An 18,181-nucleotide genomic window follows, 5' to 3' on the forward strand; every position below is an offset into this window, starting at 1 on the left:
TCACTTCTTCCCGGCGCCGCGTCGCACCGCCCTGCGCACCACGCGCCGGGCCCGCCGCACCTGGAGCTTGGCGCGCAACTGCGGGCGGCTGCCGGGCAGGCCCAGCTCGGTCAGCCGCAGCTCGGGGAAGTAGTAGCCCGGGCCGGTGGCCAGATTGACCCGCAGCCAGGCCTCCGTCGGCTCCCGCAGCTCCGCGTACGTCTTGGGCTGCATGCAGAAACCGATCGCCCGGACCAGCGGCGACAACGACTCGGGAGCCGCGCCGACCAGCGCCGGGGTCTCACCGCGCTCCAGGTCGGGCACCAGATGGTCGACGACGGCCAGGGGCACGCGGTTGCTGTTCGGGTACGGCTTGAGCCGCTCCATCACCAGCGCCGTGCCCACCCGGGCGACGGGCACGTCGTAGTAGGCCGAGGCGGTCACCATCGCTGTCGAGAAACAGCCGACGACGAGCTCCGGCGCGCAGTGGTCGTACAGCGTCTCGGCCAGCAGCGGCGCGTCCAGCACGGTCAGCCGCACGCCCGCGTCCGCCGCCGCCTTGCTCAGCGCCGCCGTGTACCCGGCCGGGGCCGTCGGATGCGGCTTGAAGACCACGGAGCGGTGCCCGGCCCGCGCGGCCCCGGTGAGCATGCGGACGTGGAGGTCCTCCTCCTCCTGCGCGGTCAGGATGTTGATCGCCGCCAGGTACTGGCCGAGCAGCACGGCCGTGGGCTTCTCCCGCAGCACCGGCGCCAGTTCGGGATCGCCCGCCGCGTCCCGGGAGACCTCGTCGAGCACCGCGCGGAACGCGTCGTCGGGGACGATCACGGGCTCGACGCCGAACTCGGACAGCAGCATCGGCCGCAGCCCCGGTATCAGGTCCAGGTGGAGCAGCCGGCGGATGCGGCGCGCGATGGTCAGCGGCAGCTTCTCGCGCGTCGGGCCGTAGCTCATCAGGCCGTCGGCGTACACGTGCACGGAGCTCTCGGAGAAGATCGCCGCCAGCGCACGGGCCGGGTTGACCTGGATCGACTCGACGGCCAGCTCGACGCGGTCGCGTTCCCCGATGCCCCACGCCAGACGGAACGCCTTCTGCCACAGGGACACGTCGTTGCCCCGCGGGCCCCAGGAGCTGGGGTGGTGCGGGCGGATCGCCTCGTTCCAGCTGACCACGGAGTCGAACCGGCCGGATATTCGCTCGTAGCCGTGCATCTCGTCCAGGCGCAGCGCGGTCTCGGGTATCGCCGCGTTGTTGGACACCAGCAGGACGCGCCGGGCTTCGTCGCGCGGCCCGAACAGACCCGCGTCGAGCGCCGCGGCGAGGGTGGCCGCTCCGTACAGGGTGGAGACCTGGAAGATCTGGGTCGTGTGGGGCATGGGTCAGGCAGCCTTCCGGCCGTCACGCAGGCGGCTGAGCAGCCTGCTGCGGGTGCTGTCGATGGTGCGGAGGGTCTCCTCCAGCACGTGCTGGGGCATACGGTGCAGCGCGTCCCGCGCCTCCCGCCGCAGCCGCTGGGCCGCCGAGGACTCGTACTCGTTCACCTTGCCGAGGTGGAAGGCGATCATGGCGCAGTAGGTCCGCACCGCCTTGGGGAGGAAACGGTCCGCCTCCCGGTCCTTCAGCAGGTCCTGGATGAGCATGTCGTAGGCCGGGATGAAGTCCAGCTGCCGCGAGTCCTTGATCTGGGTGAGCGAGGTGGCGACGCCCCGCCGGTAGAACACCCCGTGCAGCCCCACGGACGCGTACGTCTCGGCCTTCAGATGCAGCCGCCAGATCCACAACCGGTCCTCGGCCGTGCGGAGTTCGGTCGCGAAACGCATCCCGCCGTCGGCGAAGAGATACCGGCGGTAGATCCCCGCCCAGACGAAGGGGTAGTCGACCATCGTCTCCATGTGGGGCGGGGCTATGCCGTCGCGCGGGTCCATCACGGTGTCGCGCAGCTGGGCCGGGGGCCGCCGGATCACCCGCTCGGTGCCGGTGGCCTGGACATGGTCGGTACGGGCGAAGTCGCATCCCAACTCCTCCACCGAGCGCACCAGTTCGGTGAGGTAACCCGGCCCGTACCAGTCGTCGCCGTCCAGGAACGTGACGAACTCGCCCCGGGCCGCGTCGATACCGCTGTTGCGCGCCTGGGCTATGCCCCGGTTCGTCTCGTGCCGGATCACCCGCGCGTCGTCGCGTCGCTCCGCCCAGCGGTCGATCGCCCATGAGGTGGAATCCGTGGAGCAGTCGTCGACGAGGAGGAACTCGAAGTCGGGGTCCGCGTTGTTGGCGAGACTTCTCAGCGTGCTCTCGGCGAAGGCTTCCACATTGTGCATGGGAACGACGACGGACAGTTTCGGCACACGGGCCTCTCACGCTCGAAGGTGGAATGAAGGAAGGAAAGAAGAAAGGAAGGAAGGACTGGAGGAATGACCGGGATCGGAACAGGCTAACCACGCTCCCGACGCCGGCGGTGTTGTGCGGGGTGCGGGAAGGCGAACACCGTTCGCATCGGAAGTGAATTCTCGGTGTACCGCCCTATCGGTCCATACCGAAGGTGCTCCGCAGTTCCTCGATGTTCGACCGCGTGGTCTTCCACAGGAGCTCCTGCGCGGCGTGCACGTCCGCCACCGCCGCCGCGTGGTCGTCGAGCACCGCGCCCGCCCGCTCCGCCAGCCGGGGGCCCAGCTCCCGGTCGTGCACGGACAGCCCCCACTCCGGGCGGCCGATGTCCGACAGGAAGTAGGCGAGCTTGGGGTGGGAGACGAGGCTGAGGATCGGGGTCCCGCAGCCGAACGGGATCATCCCCGCGTGCCCGCGCATCCCGATCACCAGCCGCGAGCGGCGGAACAGCTCGCGGATCGTGTCGTTCGGCATGTCGTAGAGCTGCTCCACCGGCAGCGCGATGCCGTGCTCACGGCGCAGGTCGTGCACGAACTTCTCGTCGGCCGGCATGTGCGCCGCGTACCGCACGTCCGCCCGGTCCCGCAGTTCGCGCAGCGCCACGGCCATCTGGGCGAGGAAGTGACCGTAGTCGTGCCCGAAGCGCAGACCGGCGCGGTCGTAGGCGCAGTTGACCAGCACGGTGTCGGACCGCTCCGCCGGGCCGGACAGCTCCGGGAGGAGATGCCGGGCCACCGTGGTCGGGCAGGGCTGGTAGCGCACCCGTTCGCGCAGGTGGGCGGGGAGCAGCTCGCGGACCCGGTCGATCGAGCCGTGGTTGCGCAGCCCGAAGAACGCCGAGCGCTCGACGAGGACCCGCAGGCTCTCGGCGAACCGTCCCCGGCGGTAGAGCTGCCCGTCGAACACGTTGTAGCCGACCGCGAACACCGCCAGCGGCGCGGTGACACGGGCCAGCAGGTCGTCCGGCACGTTCCACTGCCAGTGGCTGTTGCCGTTCGGGGATGTGTCCGGCAGGAAGAGACCGCCGCCGCCCACGATCACCCCGCGCCGCGCGTTCAGCCGCTCCAGCGCCGCCTCGTCGACCAGCCGGTGCACCGGCTGCTCGTACCAGCGGTGCGGGCCGGTGTCCGGGCCGAAGCACATCCGCACGGCCTCGGGCAGGACCTTGTCGCCCGCGTTCTCCTGGCCCTCGGCGAACAGCGCCACGTGCGCGAGCTGCTCCGCGGCGGGGGCGGCGACGTCGGACGGGTCCGGGCCGTCGGACGGTTCCGAGTCGTCCGCGTGCGGGCCGTCGGCGTCCGGGTCCTTCGCCCGGGTGCGGACGTACCAGCTGTGGCAGCCGGCGTCCGTGGGGTCGGCGTCCAGGCCCTCGCGGGCGTAGGCGTGCGCGTCCGCCTCCCGGCCGCACAGCCAGGCCAGCCGGGCGAGCTGCGCGAAGGCGCGCGGGGCGACCGCCGGGGACGCGGCCGCCAGCAGCAGATGCGCCTCGGCCTCGTCGTAGCGCGAGAGCGCCATCAGGCAGACGCCCAGCGTCTCCTGGCAGCGCGGCGCGTCCAGCCGGTCCGCCACCACCGGGGCGAGAACCGCGACCGCCTCGTCGTAGCGGCCCTGCCCGCGGTACACGTCGGCGACCGTACGGGCGAGGTCGAGGGAGGGGCGTGCCTCGAGCAGGGGCGGGGCGAGGTGCGCCAGCAGGTCGGGGTGCTTGCGGCCGGGCAGGGCGCGGTAGGCGGCCCGGAACGCGTCGTCGCTCAGCTCGAACCGGCGCCGTGCCTCGGCGGCCGGGCCGAACCCGGGCGTGCCGGGAGGTTCCGTGAAGCGCAGCACGGCGACCCTCGCGGGCACCGGCGTGTCGTCGTGCAGCCGGCGGGTGAGGAAGTCGTACCGCGCGTCCAGCGGGACCAGGGCGTCGCCGAGCGCGAGGCCCTCGCCCGGGGTGCCGGTGCCGAGCCGGCCCACCAGGGCGTCGTCCACGTCGGCGCGCTGGACGACGAGGAGGCCGTCCGGCAGCACCGCACGCCGCTCCCCGGGCTCCCCGGCGCTCAGCAACTGCGGTACCGCACCCACCCCGTGGCGCATCCGCAGCAGCTCACCGAGGTCGCCCAGGACGACCATGCCGGGAGCGAGGGCGACGACGGTGTCGTACCCCTCCAGCCGGAAGACGTCCGTACGGCCTCGCGCCTCGCGCGTGACGATGCGCGGGTGCAGCCGCCGCAGCGCGTCGAACGAGGAGTCGGGCAGGCCGGGATGGAGGACCACGACGTCCTCGCACACCCCCGGGTTGGTCAGCGCGAGGCTGCGTATCAGTACGGGCAGGCCGGACAGGCCGTCCCGGTCGGTGCGGACGGCGAAGGCGATCCGGCGTCTGCCGGTGACGGTGCTCCGGTCGTCCGCGGCGGAGGCGGGGGAGTGGGTCATCGCAGGGCGATCCTCATCTTGCTGTCGTCGACGTGCGTCGCGCGGTCCAGGACCCACTCGGCCTCCCGCGGCCGCAGCCGGCCCGGCAGGGTGAAGCCGACGAGGTCGAGGCGGGGGCTCGCGTCCAGGAAGTCCAGGAGCCTGAGCACGGTGAAGGCGGTGGTCGTCGCCGCCCCCCAGCCGTCCTCGCCCAGCAGGGCGGGGTCGCCGAGGGGACGGCGCAGGGAGGCGTCGCCGACGTGCTCCTGCGCTCCGGGCGCGAGCCGCTCACGGGTGGCCCGGCGCCATCCGGCGGCCGGGTCGCCGAACACGAGCCGGACACCGGCCCGCGCCGTCCAGGCGGGACCCTCCCACGGGCTGTCGCCCCGCAGCGTGACGGCGTGCAGGCCAGTGCGCTCGCCGGTGCCCTCGGCGCGGATGCGGAAGGCGTCGCAGCGCACCACCAGGTCGTAGCCGTCGATCTCGGCACCCAGGCCGCTTTCGGCGACGTCGCCCGCGTTCGAGACGACGCACACCGTCCGCCCCGCGACCAGGCCCCGCAGACCGGCCACGCCGACGGGAGTGCCGCCGCCGAGCAACGGGTCGGGCACGGCGGGCTGTTCGACCAGCCGTGAGTAGCGGCCGTGGAGGACCAGCAGACGGCGCACGGCGGCATCGCCCGGGCCGTGCTCGGCCACCCGCTCCCGCACGTACGCGGCGAGGCGCGGCGCGAGGACCGCGGTGGTCGCCGGGGTCGCGGTGGCCCCGGTGGCCCCGGTGGGCTCCTGAAGCAGGTCGCGCAGCGCGGAACCGGTCCCGGTCCCGGAGCCGGTCGAGGTCTCGGTTCCGGTCTCGGGGAAGAGGGCGACGGCCTCGTCGAGGCACGCGCGCCGGCGCCGCAGCGTGTCCATCCGGCGGGCGACCTCCGGCGCCGGGGCGCCGCCCTCCAGCAGCGTCACGTAACGCTCGTAGCACCGCAGTGCCTCGTCGCCGCGGCCGAGCCGGTCCAGGGCGAGACCGCGCAGCCGCCACGCGCCCTTGGACCGCTCCCGGATCCGCGTCGCGGACTCGGCGAGGCCCAGCGCGAGACCCGGTCCGCGGTCCCCACCGGCCTCCAGGGCGCGCTCGCCGACCTGGAGCAGGGCGTCGAAGGGGTCGGCCGACGGACTGTCCAGGGAGGCCGCGAAGGCACCGATCGCCCGGGTGAGCCGGACCTGCGGGGCGGCGGCCCCGGCGGCTCCGGTCTCCTGCGCGGCGAGGTGCTCACCGCACAGGCGCATGCTCCGGGCGTACAGCGCCGGCCTGGCGGCATCCTTCTGCCGTGCCTTGAACAATCCCGCCAGGGGCTTCGTCATGCGTTCCACCGTTCTCCGACCGGAGGCCGAATGTGCCCCAGAGCGACGGTCCGCGGGTGGCTTCCGGGCGGACGCCGGGTGAACTCTCGCCCTCCGGTGGGCGACCGGCCAGCCGTCACCCCCCGATCGACCGCCGGATCGCCCGTGCCCGCCGCACCACCCGGCGGGCGGTGGAGTTGTGCGGCAGGAATCCCAGCCGGGCCGGGATGCCGCCGGGCAGGCCCAGCGAGGTGAGGCGGCGCTTCTTGAAGTACCGCCAGGTACGGGCGTCCAGGTACGCGCGCAGGTACGCCTCCGCCGCCGGCCGCAGCTCCGGCAGGACCTTCGGCTGCATCGCGAACCCCACCGTCCGCACCAGCGCGGCGAGCGCGTCGGCGTCCATGCCCCGCCGCCCCTCGGCCACGGCGGCCGCGTCGGACAGGTCCGGCAGGAGCGCGTCCACCAGGGTGGCGGGGACGCGGTTGCTGTTCTCGTACGGCGTCAGCCGGTCAAGCAGCGTCTCGGTGCCGACGCGGGCGACCGGCAGGCCGTACAGCGCGGACGCGGTGAGCAGGGCTGTCGAGAAGCAGCCGACGACCAGCGCGGGACGCAGCCGCTGGAACAGCACCTCGGCGAGGACCGGAGTCTCCACCACCGTGAGGTCGACCCCGAGCCTCTCGGCCTCCTGCTCCAGGACCCGGGTGAAACGGGCCGGAGCCGTGGGGTGCGCCTTGAACACCACGCGCGTGTGCCCGAGGCCGGCGGCGCCGGTCAGCATCCGCACGTGCAGGTCTTCCTCCTCCTCGGCGGAGAGGATGCCCAGCGCCGACAGGTACTGGCCGAGCAGCACCGCGGGCCGCTCCACGTCCGGCAGACCGGCGCCGGTGTCCGCCAGCTCCGCCAGCACCTTGGTGAACGCCGCGGACGGCACGATCTCGGGCTCGACGCCGAACTCCGTCAGCAGCAGCGGCGCGAGCCCCGGCACCAGGTCCAGGTGGAGCAGCCGCTCCACGCGCGTGCCGACCAGCGGGGCGAGCTTCGTGCGGGTGGGCCCGTAGCTCATCAGGCCGTCCGCGTAGACGGTCAGCGGCGCGTCGGTGAAGATCTGCGCCACGCCCAGCGCCGGCTGCACCTGGATCGACTCCACGGCCAGCGCCACGTCGTCGTCGCCGAGCCCCCAGGCCAGCCGCAGATGCCGCTCCCACAGGGGTACGTCCTCCAGTCGCGGGGACCAGCCGCCGGGATGGAAGGGGAAGATCGCCTCGTTCCACGACACCACGTCGTCGAACCGGCCCCGCAGCCGCTCGAACCCCGGCATCGCGTCCGGGGAGGGCGTCGTCTCGGGCGTCGGCGCGTTGTTGGAGACCAGCAGGATCCGCCGGTCCGCCGCGTCGAAGCAGCCGGTGTCCAGGGCCGCGGCGAGCGTGGCCGTGCCGTACAGCGTCGACGCCAGGAAGATCTGTGTGGTCACGCCGCCGCCCCCTCGCCGCTGTCGGCCTGCTGTCCCGAGGCCGCACGGCGGCGCAGCCGGCGCAGCCGCACGGCACGCTCGGCGTCCATCGAGCCGAGCACCTCGTCGAGCGCGTCCTGCGGCATCCGCCGCAGCGCCGCCGCGCTCCTCGCCCGCAGTATCCGCGCCACGGCGGGCTCGAACCGCTCGATGGCACCGAGGTGGTGGGAGATGATCGCGCAGTACGTGCGCACCGCCTTCGGCACCAGCCGCGCGGCGTCCGCGTCCCCGGCCGCCCCCGCGAGCACCTCGTCGAAGGCGCGGATGAAGTCGAGTTGGCGCACGTCACCGATCTGGGTGAGCGAGGACGCCACCCCGCGCCGGTAGAAGACACCGAGCAGCCCGGTCACCGCGAAGGACTCCGCCTCCCGGTGCAGCTTCCAGATCCACGGCCGGTCCTCCGCCGTGCGCAGCCCGTCGGTGAAGTGCAGCAGGCCGCGCTCGGCCAGCCGGCGGTGGTAGACGCCCGCCCACGCGTAGGCGTAGTCGACGGAGGTGGTGCGGTGGGCGGGCAGGATCGCCTCGCGGGGACGCAGCGCCACGTTGCGGCGGCCGTGCGGGACCCGGTGCAGGGTGCGGTTGCGCCCCGTGCACTGCACGTGGTCGGTGCGCACGAAGTCGACGTCCAGCCGCTCGATCGCGGCCACCAGCCGGGCGCAGTGGCCCGGCGCCAGCCAGTCGTCGCCGTCCAGGAAGGTGACGTACTCGCCGCGCGCCCGGTCGATGCCGGTGTTGCGGGCGGTCGCCAGGCCACCGTTGCGTTCGTGTATGACCAGCACCGCCCCCGGCAGCTCGCGCTCCGCGCGCGCGAGGAGGTCGACGGTCCCGTCGGTGGAGCAGTCGTCGACGAGGATGAATTCGAAGTCGTCCCGCGCGTTGGCGTTGAGACTCCGCAGGGTGTCTGGTGCGTATTGCCGCACGTTGTAGAACGGCACGATGACGGAGAGCTTGGGCACGTGAGTGACGTTATGCGGCGGTCCGGCATTCGGCTTTACCTGCACCTTGATTCCGGGTGAACGCGGCGTGGCGAAGCGGTGAAGCGGACACTTTTCCGGGCCCCGGGCGGCCGGGTTCCCCATTCGTCGATGTGCTGTTCACCATTTGTTGGATTCCGGTTGGGCGGTTCCTAGGAATGGCTTCCTAGCGTCTACGACGTGCCAGCAAGTGCAACGAAGGCCCTGAGAGTCGCCGTCCTGGCGGACTCCGACACCCGGTGGAAATGGGGCGCGCTCACCGCGAGCCGCGTCTGCCCCGGGGCCCCCGACGACACGGACATCCACCTCGACGGCTACCTCCTGCGCGGCCGAGCCACCCCCACCGCCCGCCAGCTGCGGGAAGTCGGCGTCAGCGCGGACTCGCTCCGCGAGGTGACCGCCGTCGAGTTCCTGCGCGCCATGGAGGCGGCGACGGGCGAGGACTCGTACGACGTCCTGGTCCTCGCCCTGGTCGGTGGCGGGGTCCAGGCGATGCTGCACGGCCTCGGCCGGGTGTGGCAGGACCGCCCCGAGCGGCCCGTGGTCGTCACCGGCTACGTCGGCGTCGTCTACGAGAAGCTCGCCGACGGCCTCCTGCTGCGCCACGGCGCCGACCTCGTCCTCGCCAACTCCCGCCAGGACGCGGACCGTTTCCGGGACGTGTACGAGGGGGTGGGCGCCGAGGCCTCGGCGGTCACCGAGGTCGCCCTGCCCTTCCTGGGCGGAGCCGCCTACGCCGGTGAGCCGGGCGGCGACCGGGGCGCGGACCGGCCCTACACGGTGGTCTTCGCCGCCCAGCCGTCCGTGCCCGACAGCCGCAAGGACCGTACGTACCTCCTCGAACGGCTGATCCGGCACGCCCGCCTGCACCCCGAGCGCGAGGTGCTGCTCAAGCTGCGCTCCAGGCCCGGCGAGCACACCACGCACATCGAGGAGCTGCCCTACCAGAAGCTGGTGCAGCGGGCCGATCCGCCGTCCAACTTCCGCCTGGTCTACGGGCACATGGGCGAGGTCCTCGACCGCACCGACCTGCTGGTCACCATCAGCTCCACGGCGGCCCTGGAATCCCTGCACCGCCGCATCCCCACGGTCGTCCTGAGCGACCTGGGCGTGCGCGAGGCGCTCGGCAACCACCACTTCGTCGGCTCCGGGTGCCTCGCCTCCTGGGACCAGCTCGACGCGGGCCACCGCCCGTCGCCCGGCGCCGAGTGGGTCGCCCGGCAGGGCGTGGCGGCCGACGGCGGCTACGAGACCGCCTTCGACGAGGCCCGCGAGCGCATCGCCGCTCTGCTCGGCCGGCCCGGCGGCCTGCCGCCCCTCGCCCCGTACTACACCCCCGTCACCGCCCCCGGATACCTCCCCGGCATCCTCGCCCGCCACCACCTCGGCCCCGACGGCACACCGCTGCCCGGCGCGCCGGCCGCCGACAAGGAGCCCGGCCCGGTCCGGCAGGTGGTGCGCCGCGCGGCCCGCGGCGCGTACCGGCACGGCGTCCAGCGGGTCGCCCCGGTGATCCGACGGATGGGGGAGCTGTGACCGCCGCGATGCCCGGGTCCGCCGCGACGTCCGGGGCCGCCGCAATGTCCGGGGCCGCCGCGATGCTCGGGGCCGCCCCGACAGCCGGGACCGCCCCGACACCCGGGACCGCCGCGACACCCGGGACCGCCGCGGTTCCTGAGACCCCGGTTCCCGAGGCTCGCCGGGGTTCCCGAGGCCCCGCGCTTCCCGGGACCGCCGCGCTTCCCGGGACCGCCGCGCTTCCCGGGACCGCCGTGGTCCCCGGGACCGCCGCGGTCCCCGAGACCCCGGTTCCCGAAACCGCCCAGGGTTTCCGAGCCCCCGTGCTTCCCGAGAGTCCATCGCAAGGAGCAGATCCCATGTCCAACCCGGAAGCGGGCCAGGGTGCTTCGGTGCGCCGGGTGCTCGCGGTGATTCCCGCGCGCGGCGGCTCCAAGGGAGTGCCCGCGAAGAACCTCGCCCCCGTCGGCGGCGTCCCCCTGGTGGTCCGCGCGGTGCGCGAGTGCCGGGCCACCCGGCTGGTGACGGACGTCGTCGTCTCCACCGACGACCAGGCCATCGCCGCCGCGGCCCGCGAGGCCGGCGCCGAGGTCGTGCTGCGGCCCGCCGCCATCGCCGGGGACACGGCCACCTCCGAGGCCGCCGTGCTGCACGCCATGGACACCCACGAGGCCCTGCACGGCGCCGCCGTCGACGTGGTGCTGCTCGTGCAGTGCACCAGCCCCTTCCTGGTCCGCGAGGACATCGACGGCGTGGCCGGCGCGGTCGCCGAGGGCGGCGCGGACACCGCGGTGACGGTGGCCACCTTCCACGGGTTCGTGTGGCGCGACGGCGCGGACGGGACGGGCCGGGAGGAGGGCGGTCACGGCGTCAACCACGACAAGTCCTACCGCCCCCGCCGCCAGGACCGCCCCCAGGACCTGCTGGAGACCGGCGCCGCCTACGCCATGGCCGCGCCCGGCTTCCGCAAGCACCAGCACCGCTTCTTCGGCCGCACCGAACTGGTCCGCACCGACCCGGCGCGCGTCCTGGAGATCGACGACCCGCACGACCTGGCCCGCGCCCGGGCCCTGGCGCCGCACTTCGACGCCGCCCGGCCCGGCGCCCTGCCGACCGCCCAGGACATCGACGCGGTCGTCCTCGACTTCGACGGCACCCAGACCGACGACCGGGTGCTGATCGACTCCGACGGACGGGAGTTCGTCTCCGTCCACCGCGGCGACGGACTCGGCATCGCCGCCCTGCGCCGCAGCGGCCTGACGATGCTGATCCTGTCCACGGAGGTGAACCCGGTCGTCGCCGCCCGCGCCCGGAAGCTCAAGCTCCCGGTGCTGCACGGCATCGACCGCAAGGACCTCGCCCTCAAGCAGTGGTGCGAGGAACAGGGCATCGCGCCCGACCGCGTGCTCTACGTCGGCAACGACGTCAACGACCTCCCGTGCTTCGCCCTCGTCGGCTGGCCCGTGGCGGTCGCGAGCGCCCACGACGCCGTACGCGGCGCGGCCCGCGCGGTCACCACCGTCCCCGGCGGCGAAGGCGCCGTACGGGAGATCGCGACCTGGCTCCTGGGCCCGTCACTGGACGCCCTCGACCCCACCGGCACCCCCGAAACCACCCTCGAATCCCCCACGCTCACCCAGTCCAAGTAAGGAACCCCCTGTCATGAGCACCAACTCCCGCATCCGCACCTTCGGCACCCGCGAGGCCGGCCCCGGCCGCCCCGTCTACGTCACCGGCGAGATCGGCATCAACCACAACGGTGACCTCGAGAACGCCTTCAAGCTGATCGACGCCGCCGCCGAGGCCGGCTGCGACGCCGTCAAGTTCCAGAAGCGCACCCCGGAGATCTGCACCCCCCGCGACCAGTGGGACATCGAGCGGGACACCCCCTGGGGCCGGATGACGTACATCGACTACCGCCACCGCGTGGAGTTCGGCGAGGACGAGTACCGCCAGATCGACGACTACTGCAAGACGAAGAACATCGACTGGTTCGCCTCCCCGTGGGACACCGAGGCCGTCGCCTTCCTGGAGAAGTTCGACGTGCCGGCCCACAAGGTCGCCTCCGCCTCCCTGACCGACGACGAGCTGCTGCGCGCCCTGCGCGCCACCGGCCGCACGGTCATCCTCTCCACCGGCATGTCCACCCCGAAGCAGATCCGCCACGCGGTCGAGGTCCTCGGCAGCGACAACATCCTCATGTGCCACGCCACGTCGACGTACCCGGCGCAGGCCGAGGAGCTGAACCTCCGCGTCATCAACACCCTCCAGCAGGAGTTCCCGAACGTCCCGATCGGCTACTCCGGCCACGAGACGGGCCTGCAGACCACGCTGGCCGCCGTCGCCCTCGGCGCCACCTTCGTCGAGCGCCACATCACCCTCGACCGCGCCATGTGGGGCTCCGACCAGGCCGCCTCCGTGGAGCCGCAGGGCCTGACCCGCCTGGTGCGCGACATCCGCACCATCGAGGCCTCCCTCGGCGACGGCGTCAAGAAGGTCTACGACTCCGAGCTGGGCCCGATGAAGAAGCTGCGCCGCGTCAACGGCGTCGTCGCCGAGGCGGAGATCGCCGCCGCCGCGGGCGAGCCCGTCACCGTCTGATCCCCGGCCACCGAGTCACTCACCACGGGACGGTCCCACACCGATGAGCCCCCGCGCCGGGAACGCCGGCCCCCGCACTCTCGCCTTCGTCGAGAGCCCGGTACAACTGCTGAACGTGCTGGAGTGGGCGCACAGCCGCGCACCCGGCGCGGAGCTCACCCTCGTGGTCCTCTCGCCCGTCGACCCGATGACCCGCGGCCAGCTGCGCCGCATGGCGGAACTGGCCCGCAAGGAGGGCCACGAGATCCGCTGGGAGGAGGCGCGCGGCGGTGCCACGGCCCCCTTCCGCACGATCGGCGGTCTGACGACCCTGCTGCGTCAGGCGGACCGGATCGTGCTGGGCGACCCGTTCTCCCGCTACGTACAACTGCTCCTCACCATCACCCGCGCCCACGACCTGGTCGTCGTCGACGACGGCACGGCCACGATGGAGTTCGTCACCCAGCTCGCGCACGGCGAACGCCTGGTGCGCTGGCACCGCAAGGGCAGCCGGCCCGGCCCCCGCGACCTGCTCTTCGCCCCCGTCTCCAGATCCGCCCGCCACCGCCTCACCCCGACCCCGGACCGCCAGGTCTCGGTGTTCTCCTCCATGCCCATCGAGGACGTCCCGGACGGCGTCACGGTCACCGCGAACGACTTCGCCTGGACCCGCGCCCGCTTCGGCCCGCCCCGCATCACCAAGGGCGCCGACATGGTCGGCACCTCCCTGGTGGAGACCGGCGTCGTCGACGCGGACCGCTACGTGGACGCCGTACGCGGCCTGGCGAAGACCCACGGGGCGGCCCGCTACTTCGCCCACCGCCGCGAGAGCGCCGAGAAGCTGCACCGGCTGGCCGTGGAGACCGGCCTGGAGATCGTCCGCCCCGACCTCCCCCTGGAGCTGATCGCCCGCCGCGGCCCGATCGGCCGAACCGTCCTCAGCTTCCCGTCCACCGTCGTCCACACCCTCCCGCTGGCCCTCGCCGGCACCGAGGTCCGCGTCGCCGTCTGCGACATCGACCCCGCGTGGCTCACCGACTCCGCCTCACCCCGGGCCCGCGGCTTCCTGAGCGGGGTGACGGGCTCGGCACGGGACGTCCACCGGCTGTCGGCGGTGGCCGGCACGGGGTGAGGAGGGGCGCGCCGCGGGCGGCCGCCCTGCACGCGTGAATCCCTTGCCGCGGGCGGCTCCCTTCGTGAATGCCCGCCGACCGCGACCCATATCGAACACGCGTCCGCCGGTCCCGGCCCTGGCCCGGAGATCCGGGCCCTCCTGACGTCCCTGGACGGCCGGCGCCGGCTGGTCCTGCCCTGAGGCCGCGCGGTCCGGCAACCGGACGAGGGCGCGTGGGGCGGGCGTCGCGTGGTATCCGTGAGGAGAGCGCGGGTGCCGGAGAGTGGACGCCGGGAATCGACGGCGTCGCCCCGGTGAGTCTCACGAGCGGCTCGGCCGAGAAGGCGGGCGAGTTTACCCAAGCGAGTCGATGGCTATGCGTAGAGCGGCCGAATTTTCTTCCCCTAACGGGCTGATTTTTGTTGATCGTGGGTTCATCGGTCGCTCGAGCGCCCTACTCTGCAAAGGGTGAAAGCGTTGATGTCCCCAGAGTCCGAGGCCGACACTCCTGGTGAAGCCGCGCTGCCCGGCACCTTGCCGGACGCGCTGCGTGCGGAGCTCGTGGCCTTCCGCCGCGACCTGCACATGCATCCCGAGCTGGGCAACCAGGAGTTCCGCACCACCGCCGCGATCAAGGAACGGCTGGAGCGGGCCGGCCTCAAGCCGCGCGTGCTGCCCATCGGAACCGGGCTCGTCTGCGACATCGGCACCGGCACCGACTCGGGCCAGTGGGCCGGCGGACCGCGCATGCTCGCCCTGCGGGCCGACATCGACGCGCTGCCCATCCCGGACACCAAGAACGAGTGCCCGTACCGCTCGCGGGTGCCCGACCGCGCCCACGCCTGCGGGCACGACGTGCACACCACCGTCGTCCTCGGCACCGGCCTGGTGCTCGCCGCCCTGCACGAGCAGGGCCTGCTGCCCCGTCCCGTGCGGCTGGTCTTCCAGCCGGCCGAGGAGGTGCTGCCCGGCGGCGCCGCCGACGCCATCGAGGGCGGCGCGCTCGACGGGGTGCGCCGCATCCTCGCCGTGCACTGCGACCCCCGGGTGGACGCCGGGAGGATCGGCCTCAGGGTCGGCCCCATCACCTCCGCCTGCGACCGGCTGGAGATCGCCCTGAACGGCCCCGGCGGACACACCGCCCGCCCGCACCTCACCACCGACCTGGTCACCGCCGCCGCGCGCGTGGTCACCGACGTGCCCTCGCTCGTCGCCCGGCGCGTGGACAGCCGCAGCGGGCTCGCCCTGACCTGGGGGCGGGTCGAGTCCGGCCACGCCCCGAACGTCATCCCGCAGCACGCCGAACTCGCCGGAACGGTGCGCTGCCTCGACCTCGACGCCTGGCGGCAGGCGCCCGACCTCGTGGTCGGCGCCATCGACGAGATCGCCAACCTGTACCGGGCCAAGTCCGAGATCACCTACGTCCGCGGCGTGCCCCCGGTCGTCAACGAGGTCACCAGCACCGAGCTGCTCCAGGCCGCCATGGTCGCCCGGCGCGGCACCGAGGCCGTGGAGAGCACCGAGCAGAGCCTCGGCGGCGAGGACTTCTCCTGGTACCTGGAGCACGTGCCCGGCGCCATGGCCCGCCTCGGCGTCCGCCCGCCCGGCGAGCGCACGGTCCGCGACCTGCACCAGGGCGACTTCGACGTGGACGAGCACGCCATCACGGTCGGCGTGGAGATGTTCACCGCGGCGGCGCTCATCGACGCCGTGCAGTAGAGGCCCGATTCCGCGCGGGGCCCGTGCGATCCGGACGTTCACAAGGCCGTAACCGGCCAGCGGCACGAATGGGTAACGGCCCTGCGGAACCCCGTTCCCAGGAGTTTCTACGCGCGTTAATCTGCGCCGAACCGAGCGCCCGCTGCGGGGCTTTGGAGAATGGGGAACCTCAGATGCGTCGGATTTCGAGACTGACCCGCGTCGCGGTGGGGGTCGCGTCGCTCGCACTCGCCGCCACGGCCTGCGGCGGCACCAGCGGTGAAAGCGGCGACAGCGACGGCGGTGACGACAAGGGCCTCGCCATCGCCTACGACATCGGCGGCAAGGGCGACCAGTCCTTCAACGACGCCGCCTACGCCGGTCTGCAGCGGGCTCAGAAGGAGTTCGGCTACAAGACCGCCGACATCGAGCCCACCGACGGCGAGACGGACGCCGACAAGGAACAGCGCCTGACCTCGCTGGCCAAGCAGGGCTACAACCCCGTCATCGGCGTCGGCTTCGCCTACGGCCCGGCGATGAAGGCCGTCGCCGCCAAGTACCCGGACACCACCTTCGGCATCGTCGACTCCGTGGTCGAGGGCAAGAACGTGGCGTCCCTGGTCTTCGCCGAGAACGAGGCCTCCTACCTGGCCGGTGTCGCCGCGGCCAAGGCCACCAAGACCAAGACGGTCGGCTTCGTGGGCGGCGTGGACGTCCCGCTGATCCACAAGTTCGAGGCCGGCTACGAGCAGGGCGTCAAGGACACCGATCCCAAGGTCAAGGTGCTCTCGCAGTACCTGACGCAGACCGCGGAGGAGGGCGGCTTCTCCAGCCCCGACAAGGGCAAGGCCGCCGCCGAGGGCCAGATCGAGAAGAAGGCCGACGTCGTCTACCAGGCGGCGGGACTGTCCGGCCAGGGCGTGATCGAGGCCGCCGCCAAGGCGAAGGTCTGGGCGATCGGCGTCGACTCCGACCAGTACAAGCAGGAGGCCCTCGCGGCCTACAAGGACTACATCCTGACCTCCGCCCTCAAGGACATCAACGGCGCGGTCTTCGCGCTGGCCAAGTCCGTCGAGGACGACAAGCCGCTGACCGGCACCCACACCTTCGACCTGAAGTCCGACGGGGTGGGCCTGTCCGACAGCAACCCGAAGTTCGCCGAGGTCCCGGGCGCCACGGACGCCGTGGCCAAGGCCAAGGCGGGCATCATCGACGGCTCCATCAAGGTCGCGACCGAGTAGCCGGAGCAGCCGCGACGGCACGGCACGGAACCTGACGAAGCGGACGGGCGCCCCCGGGGGCCCGTCCGCTTCCGCGTGGGACGACCCGGCGCCCGGCGTCACACTCCGCCACCCCGCGTTTGCGTCCGGCAAGCCTCATACCGCCGTTCGCGTCACCTTGCTCACGGGCGGATAACAAGGTGGACAGAAGGGGTTTTCAGGCAGGTCTACGCGCGTTAATCTGCGGCAAAGCCAGCGCCGCAGCCCGAACCGTCCCCGGCGCTTGTACGACAGGAGCACCAGACATGCGCCGGATTTCCCGGATCACGGTCGCAGGCGCAGCGACCGCCTCCCTGGCCCTCGCACTCGCCGCCTGCGGTGGTACCTCGACCGACTCCGGTTCGGAGTCCAAGGGCGACAAGGGTCTCGCCATCGCGTACGACGTCGGCGGCAAGGGCGACCAGTCCTTCAACGACGCCGCGTACGCCGGTCTGGAGCAGGCCAAGAAGGAGTTCGGCTACGAGACGGCCGACGTCGAGCCCACCGACGGCGAGACGGACGCCGACAAGGAGCAGCGGCTGTCCTCGCTGGCCAAGCAGGGCCACAACCCCGTCATCGGCATCGGCTACGCGTACGCCTCCGCCATGAAGAACGTCGCGGAGAAGTACCCGGACACCACCTTCGGCATCGTGGACGACGCCACGATCGAGGCCGACAACGTCGCGGACCTGGTCTTCAACGAGCAGGAGGCGTCCTACCTCGCCGGTGTCGCCGCCGCCAAGAGCACCAAGACCAACACGGTCGGCTTCGTGGGCGGTGTGGACGTCCCGCTCATCCACAAGTTCCAGGCCGGCTACGAGCAGGGCGTCAAGGACACCGACCCCAAGGTCAAGGTCATCTCGCAGTACCTCACGCAGACCGCGGAGGAGGGCGGCTTCTCCAGCCCCGACAAGGGCAAGACCGCCGCCGAGGGCCAGATCGAGAAGAAGGCCGACGTCGTGTACGCGGCGGCCGGTCTCTCCGGTCAGGGCGTCATCGAGGCCGCGGCCGCCAACAAGGTCTGGGCGATCGGCGTCGACTCCGACCAGTACAAGCAGGAAGCCCTCGCGAAGTACAAGGACTCGATCCTGACTTCGGCCACCAAGGACGTCGCCAAGGCCGTATACAACCTGTCGAAGTCGGTCGAGGACGGCAAGCCCGAGACCGGTATCGTTCGGGGCGATCTGAAGTCCGGCGAGGTCGGTCTCTCGGACTCGAACCCGAAGTTCGCGGACGACGCCGAGCTCCAGGCAGCCATCAAGACGGCCAAGGAGAAGATCATCAGCGGCGAGATCAAGGTCAAGAGCAGCTGAGTAGCACCAGCAACACCTCGAACAGCGTGTAACCGCGTCGGTTGCGCCGCTCGGCGGGGTACGGGGAGAGCGTCTTGGGGGGCGCCCTCCTCGTACCCCGTCGTGTCGACGTGCCGCCG

Annotated in this window: 13 protein-coding genes; 7 read left to right on the forward strand and 6 right to left on the reverse strand. The window is 72.6% G+C overall.

Annotated elements, in window-relative coordinates; genetic code table 11:
• The 6 genes from ACGH7X_RS24300 to ACGH7X_RS24325 all read right to left on the reverse strand — a co-directional run bounded on the left by ACGH7X_RS24300 (window position 1) and on the right by ACGH7X_RS24325 (window position 8,562).
• The gene (locus ACGH7X_RS24300) at window positions 1-1,356 is read right to left on the reverse strand and encodes a polysialyltransferase family glycosyltransferase (RefSeq protein ID WP_399887877.1); all 1,356 of its coding nucleotides are present in this window, start codon (window positions 1,354-1,356) and stop codon (window positions 1-3) included.
• Between the two features lie 3 nt (window positions 1,357-1,359).
• Window positions 1,360-2,325, reverse strand: a complete 966-nt coding sequence (locus tag ACGH7X_RS24305; protein WP_399887879.1) for a glycosyltransferase family 2 protein — start codon at window positions 2,323-2,325, stop codon at window positions 1,360-1,362.
• A 175-nt stretch (window positions 2,326-2,500) separates the two neighbouring features.
• A complete protein-coding gene (locus tag ACGH7X_RS24310) occupies window positions 2,501-4,783 on the reverse strand; it encodes a polysaccharide pyruvyl transferase family protein (RefSeq protein WP_399887881.1) in 2,283 nt (760 codons plus the stop codon).
• Window positions 4,780-6,117: a hypothetical protein gene (locus ACGH7X_RS24315; protein ID WP_399887883.1), complete on the reverse strand. Its 1,338-nt coding sequence runs from the start codon at window positions 6,115-6,117 to the stop codon at window positions 4,780-4,782. Before ACGH7X_RS24315 ends, ACGH7X_RS24310 begins: the two co-directional genes overlap by 4 nt.
• A 115-nt stretch (window positions 6,118-6,232) precedes the next feature.
• Window positions 6,233-7,567, reverse strand: a complete 1,335-nt coding sequence (locus tag ACGH7X_RS24320; protein ID WP_399887885.1) for a polysialyltransferase family glycosyltransferase — start codon at window positions 7,565-7,567, stop codon at window positions 6,233-6,235.
• Window positions 7,564-8,562, reverse strand: a complete 999-nt coding sequence (locus tag ACGH7X_RS24325; protein ID WP_399887887.1) for a glycosyltransferase family 2 protein — start codon at window positions 8,560-8,562, stop codon at window positions 7,564-7,566. The genes ACGH7X_RS24320 and ACGH7X_RS24325 overlap by 4 nt, the downstream gene beginning before the upstream one ends.
• Window positions 8,563-8,760: 198 nt before the next feature.
• Between ACGH7X_RS24325 and ACGH7X_RS24330 the strand changes: the two genes are divergently transcribed.
• The 7 genes from ACGH7X_RS24330 to ACGH7X_RS24360 all read left to right on the forward strand — a co-directional run bounded on the left by ACGH7X_RS24330 (window position 8,761) and on the right by ACGH7X_RS24360 (window position 18,062).
• Window positions 8,761-10,116, forward strand: coding sequence for a DUF6716 putative glycosyltransferase (locus tag ACGH7X_RS24330; RefSeq protein WP_399887889.1), 1,356 nt, complete (start codon window positions 8,761-8,763; stop codon window positions 10,114-10,116).
• A 341-nt stretch (window positions 10,117-10,457) separates the two neighbouring features.
• The gene (locus ACGH7X_RS24335) at window positions 10,458-11,747 is read left to right on the forward strand and encodes a cytidylyltransferase domain-containing protein (protein WP_399887891.1); all 1,290 of its coding nucleotides are present in this window, start codon (window positions 10,458-10,460) and stop codon (window positions 11,745-11,747) included.
• A 13-nt stretch (window positions 11,748-11,760) separates the two neighbouring features.
• Window positions 11,761-12,699 (forward strand): N-acetylneuraminate synthase family protein, encoded by a 939-nt coding sequence (locus ACGH7X_RS24340; protein ID WP_399887893.1) that lies wholly within the window; start codon window positions 11,761-11,763, stop codon window positions 12,697-12,699.
• A gap of 43 nt (window positions 12,700-12,742) precedes the next feature.
• Complete coding sequence (locus ACGH7X_RS24345; RefSeq protein WP_399887895.1) at window positions 12,743-13,810, forward strand: hypothetical protein; 1,068 nt, start codon at window positions 12,743-12,745, stop codon at window positions 13,808-13,810.
• A 462-nt stretch (window positions 13,811-14,272) separates the two neighbouring features.
• Window positions 14,273-15,511 carry a M20 family metallopeptidase gene (locus tag ACGH7X_RS24350; RefSeq protein ID WP_399887897.1) on the forward strand — a complete coding sequence of 413 codons (1,239 nt, stop codon included), beginning with the start codon at window positions 14,273-14,275 and terminating at the stop codon, window positions 15,509-15,511.
• 173 nt (window positions 15,512-15,684) lie between these two features.
• Window positions 15,685-16,731, forward strand: a complete 1,047-nt coding sequence (locus ACGH7X_RS24355; RefSeq protein ID WP_399887899.1) for a BMP family protein — start codon at window positions 15,685-15,687, stop codon at window positions 16,729-16,731.
• Window positions 16,732-17,015: 284 nt separating this feature from the next.
• Entirely contained in the window at window positions 17,016-18,062 is a 1,047-nt protein-coding gene (locus tag ACGH7X_RS24360) for a BMP family protein (RefSeq protein ID WP_399887900.1), read from the forward strand.
• The last annotated feature ends 119 nt before the right edge of the window (window positions 18,063-18,181 follow it).

Origin of the sequence: Streptomyces sp. BBFR51, assembly GCF_044591655.1 — a bacterium.
In the GTDB taxonomy this organism is placed as follows: domain Bacteria; phylum Actinomycetota; class Actinomycetes; order Streptomycetales; family Streptomycetaceae; genus Streptomyces.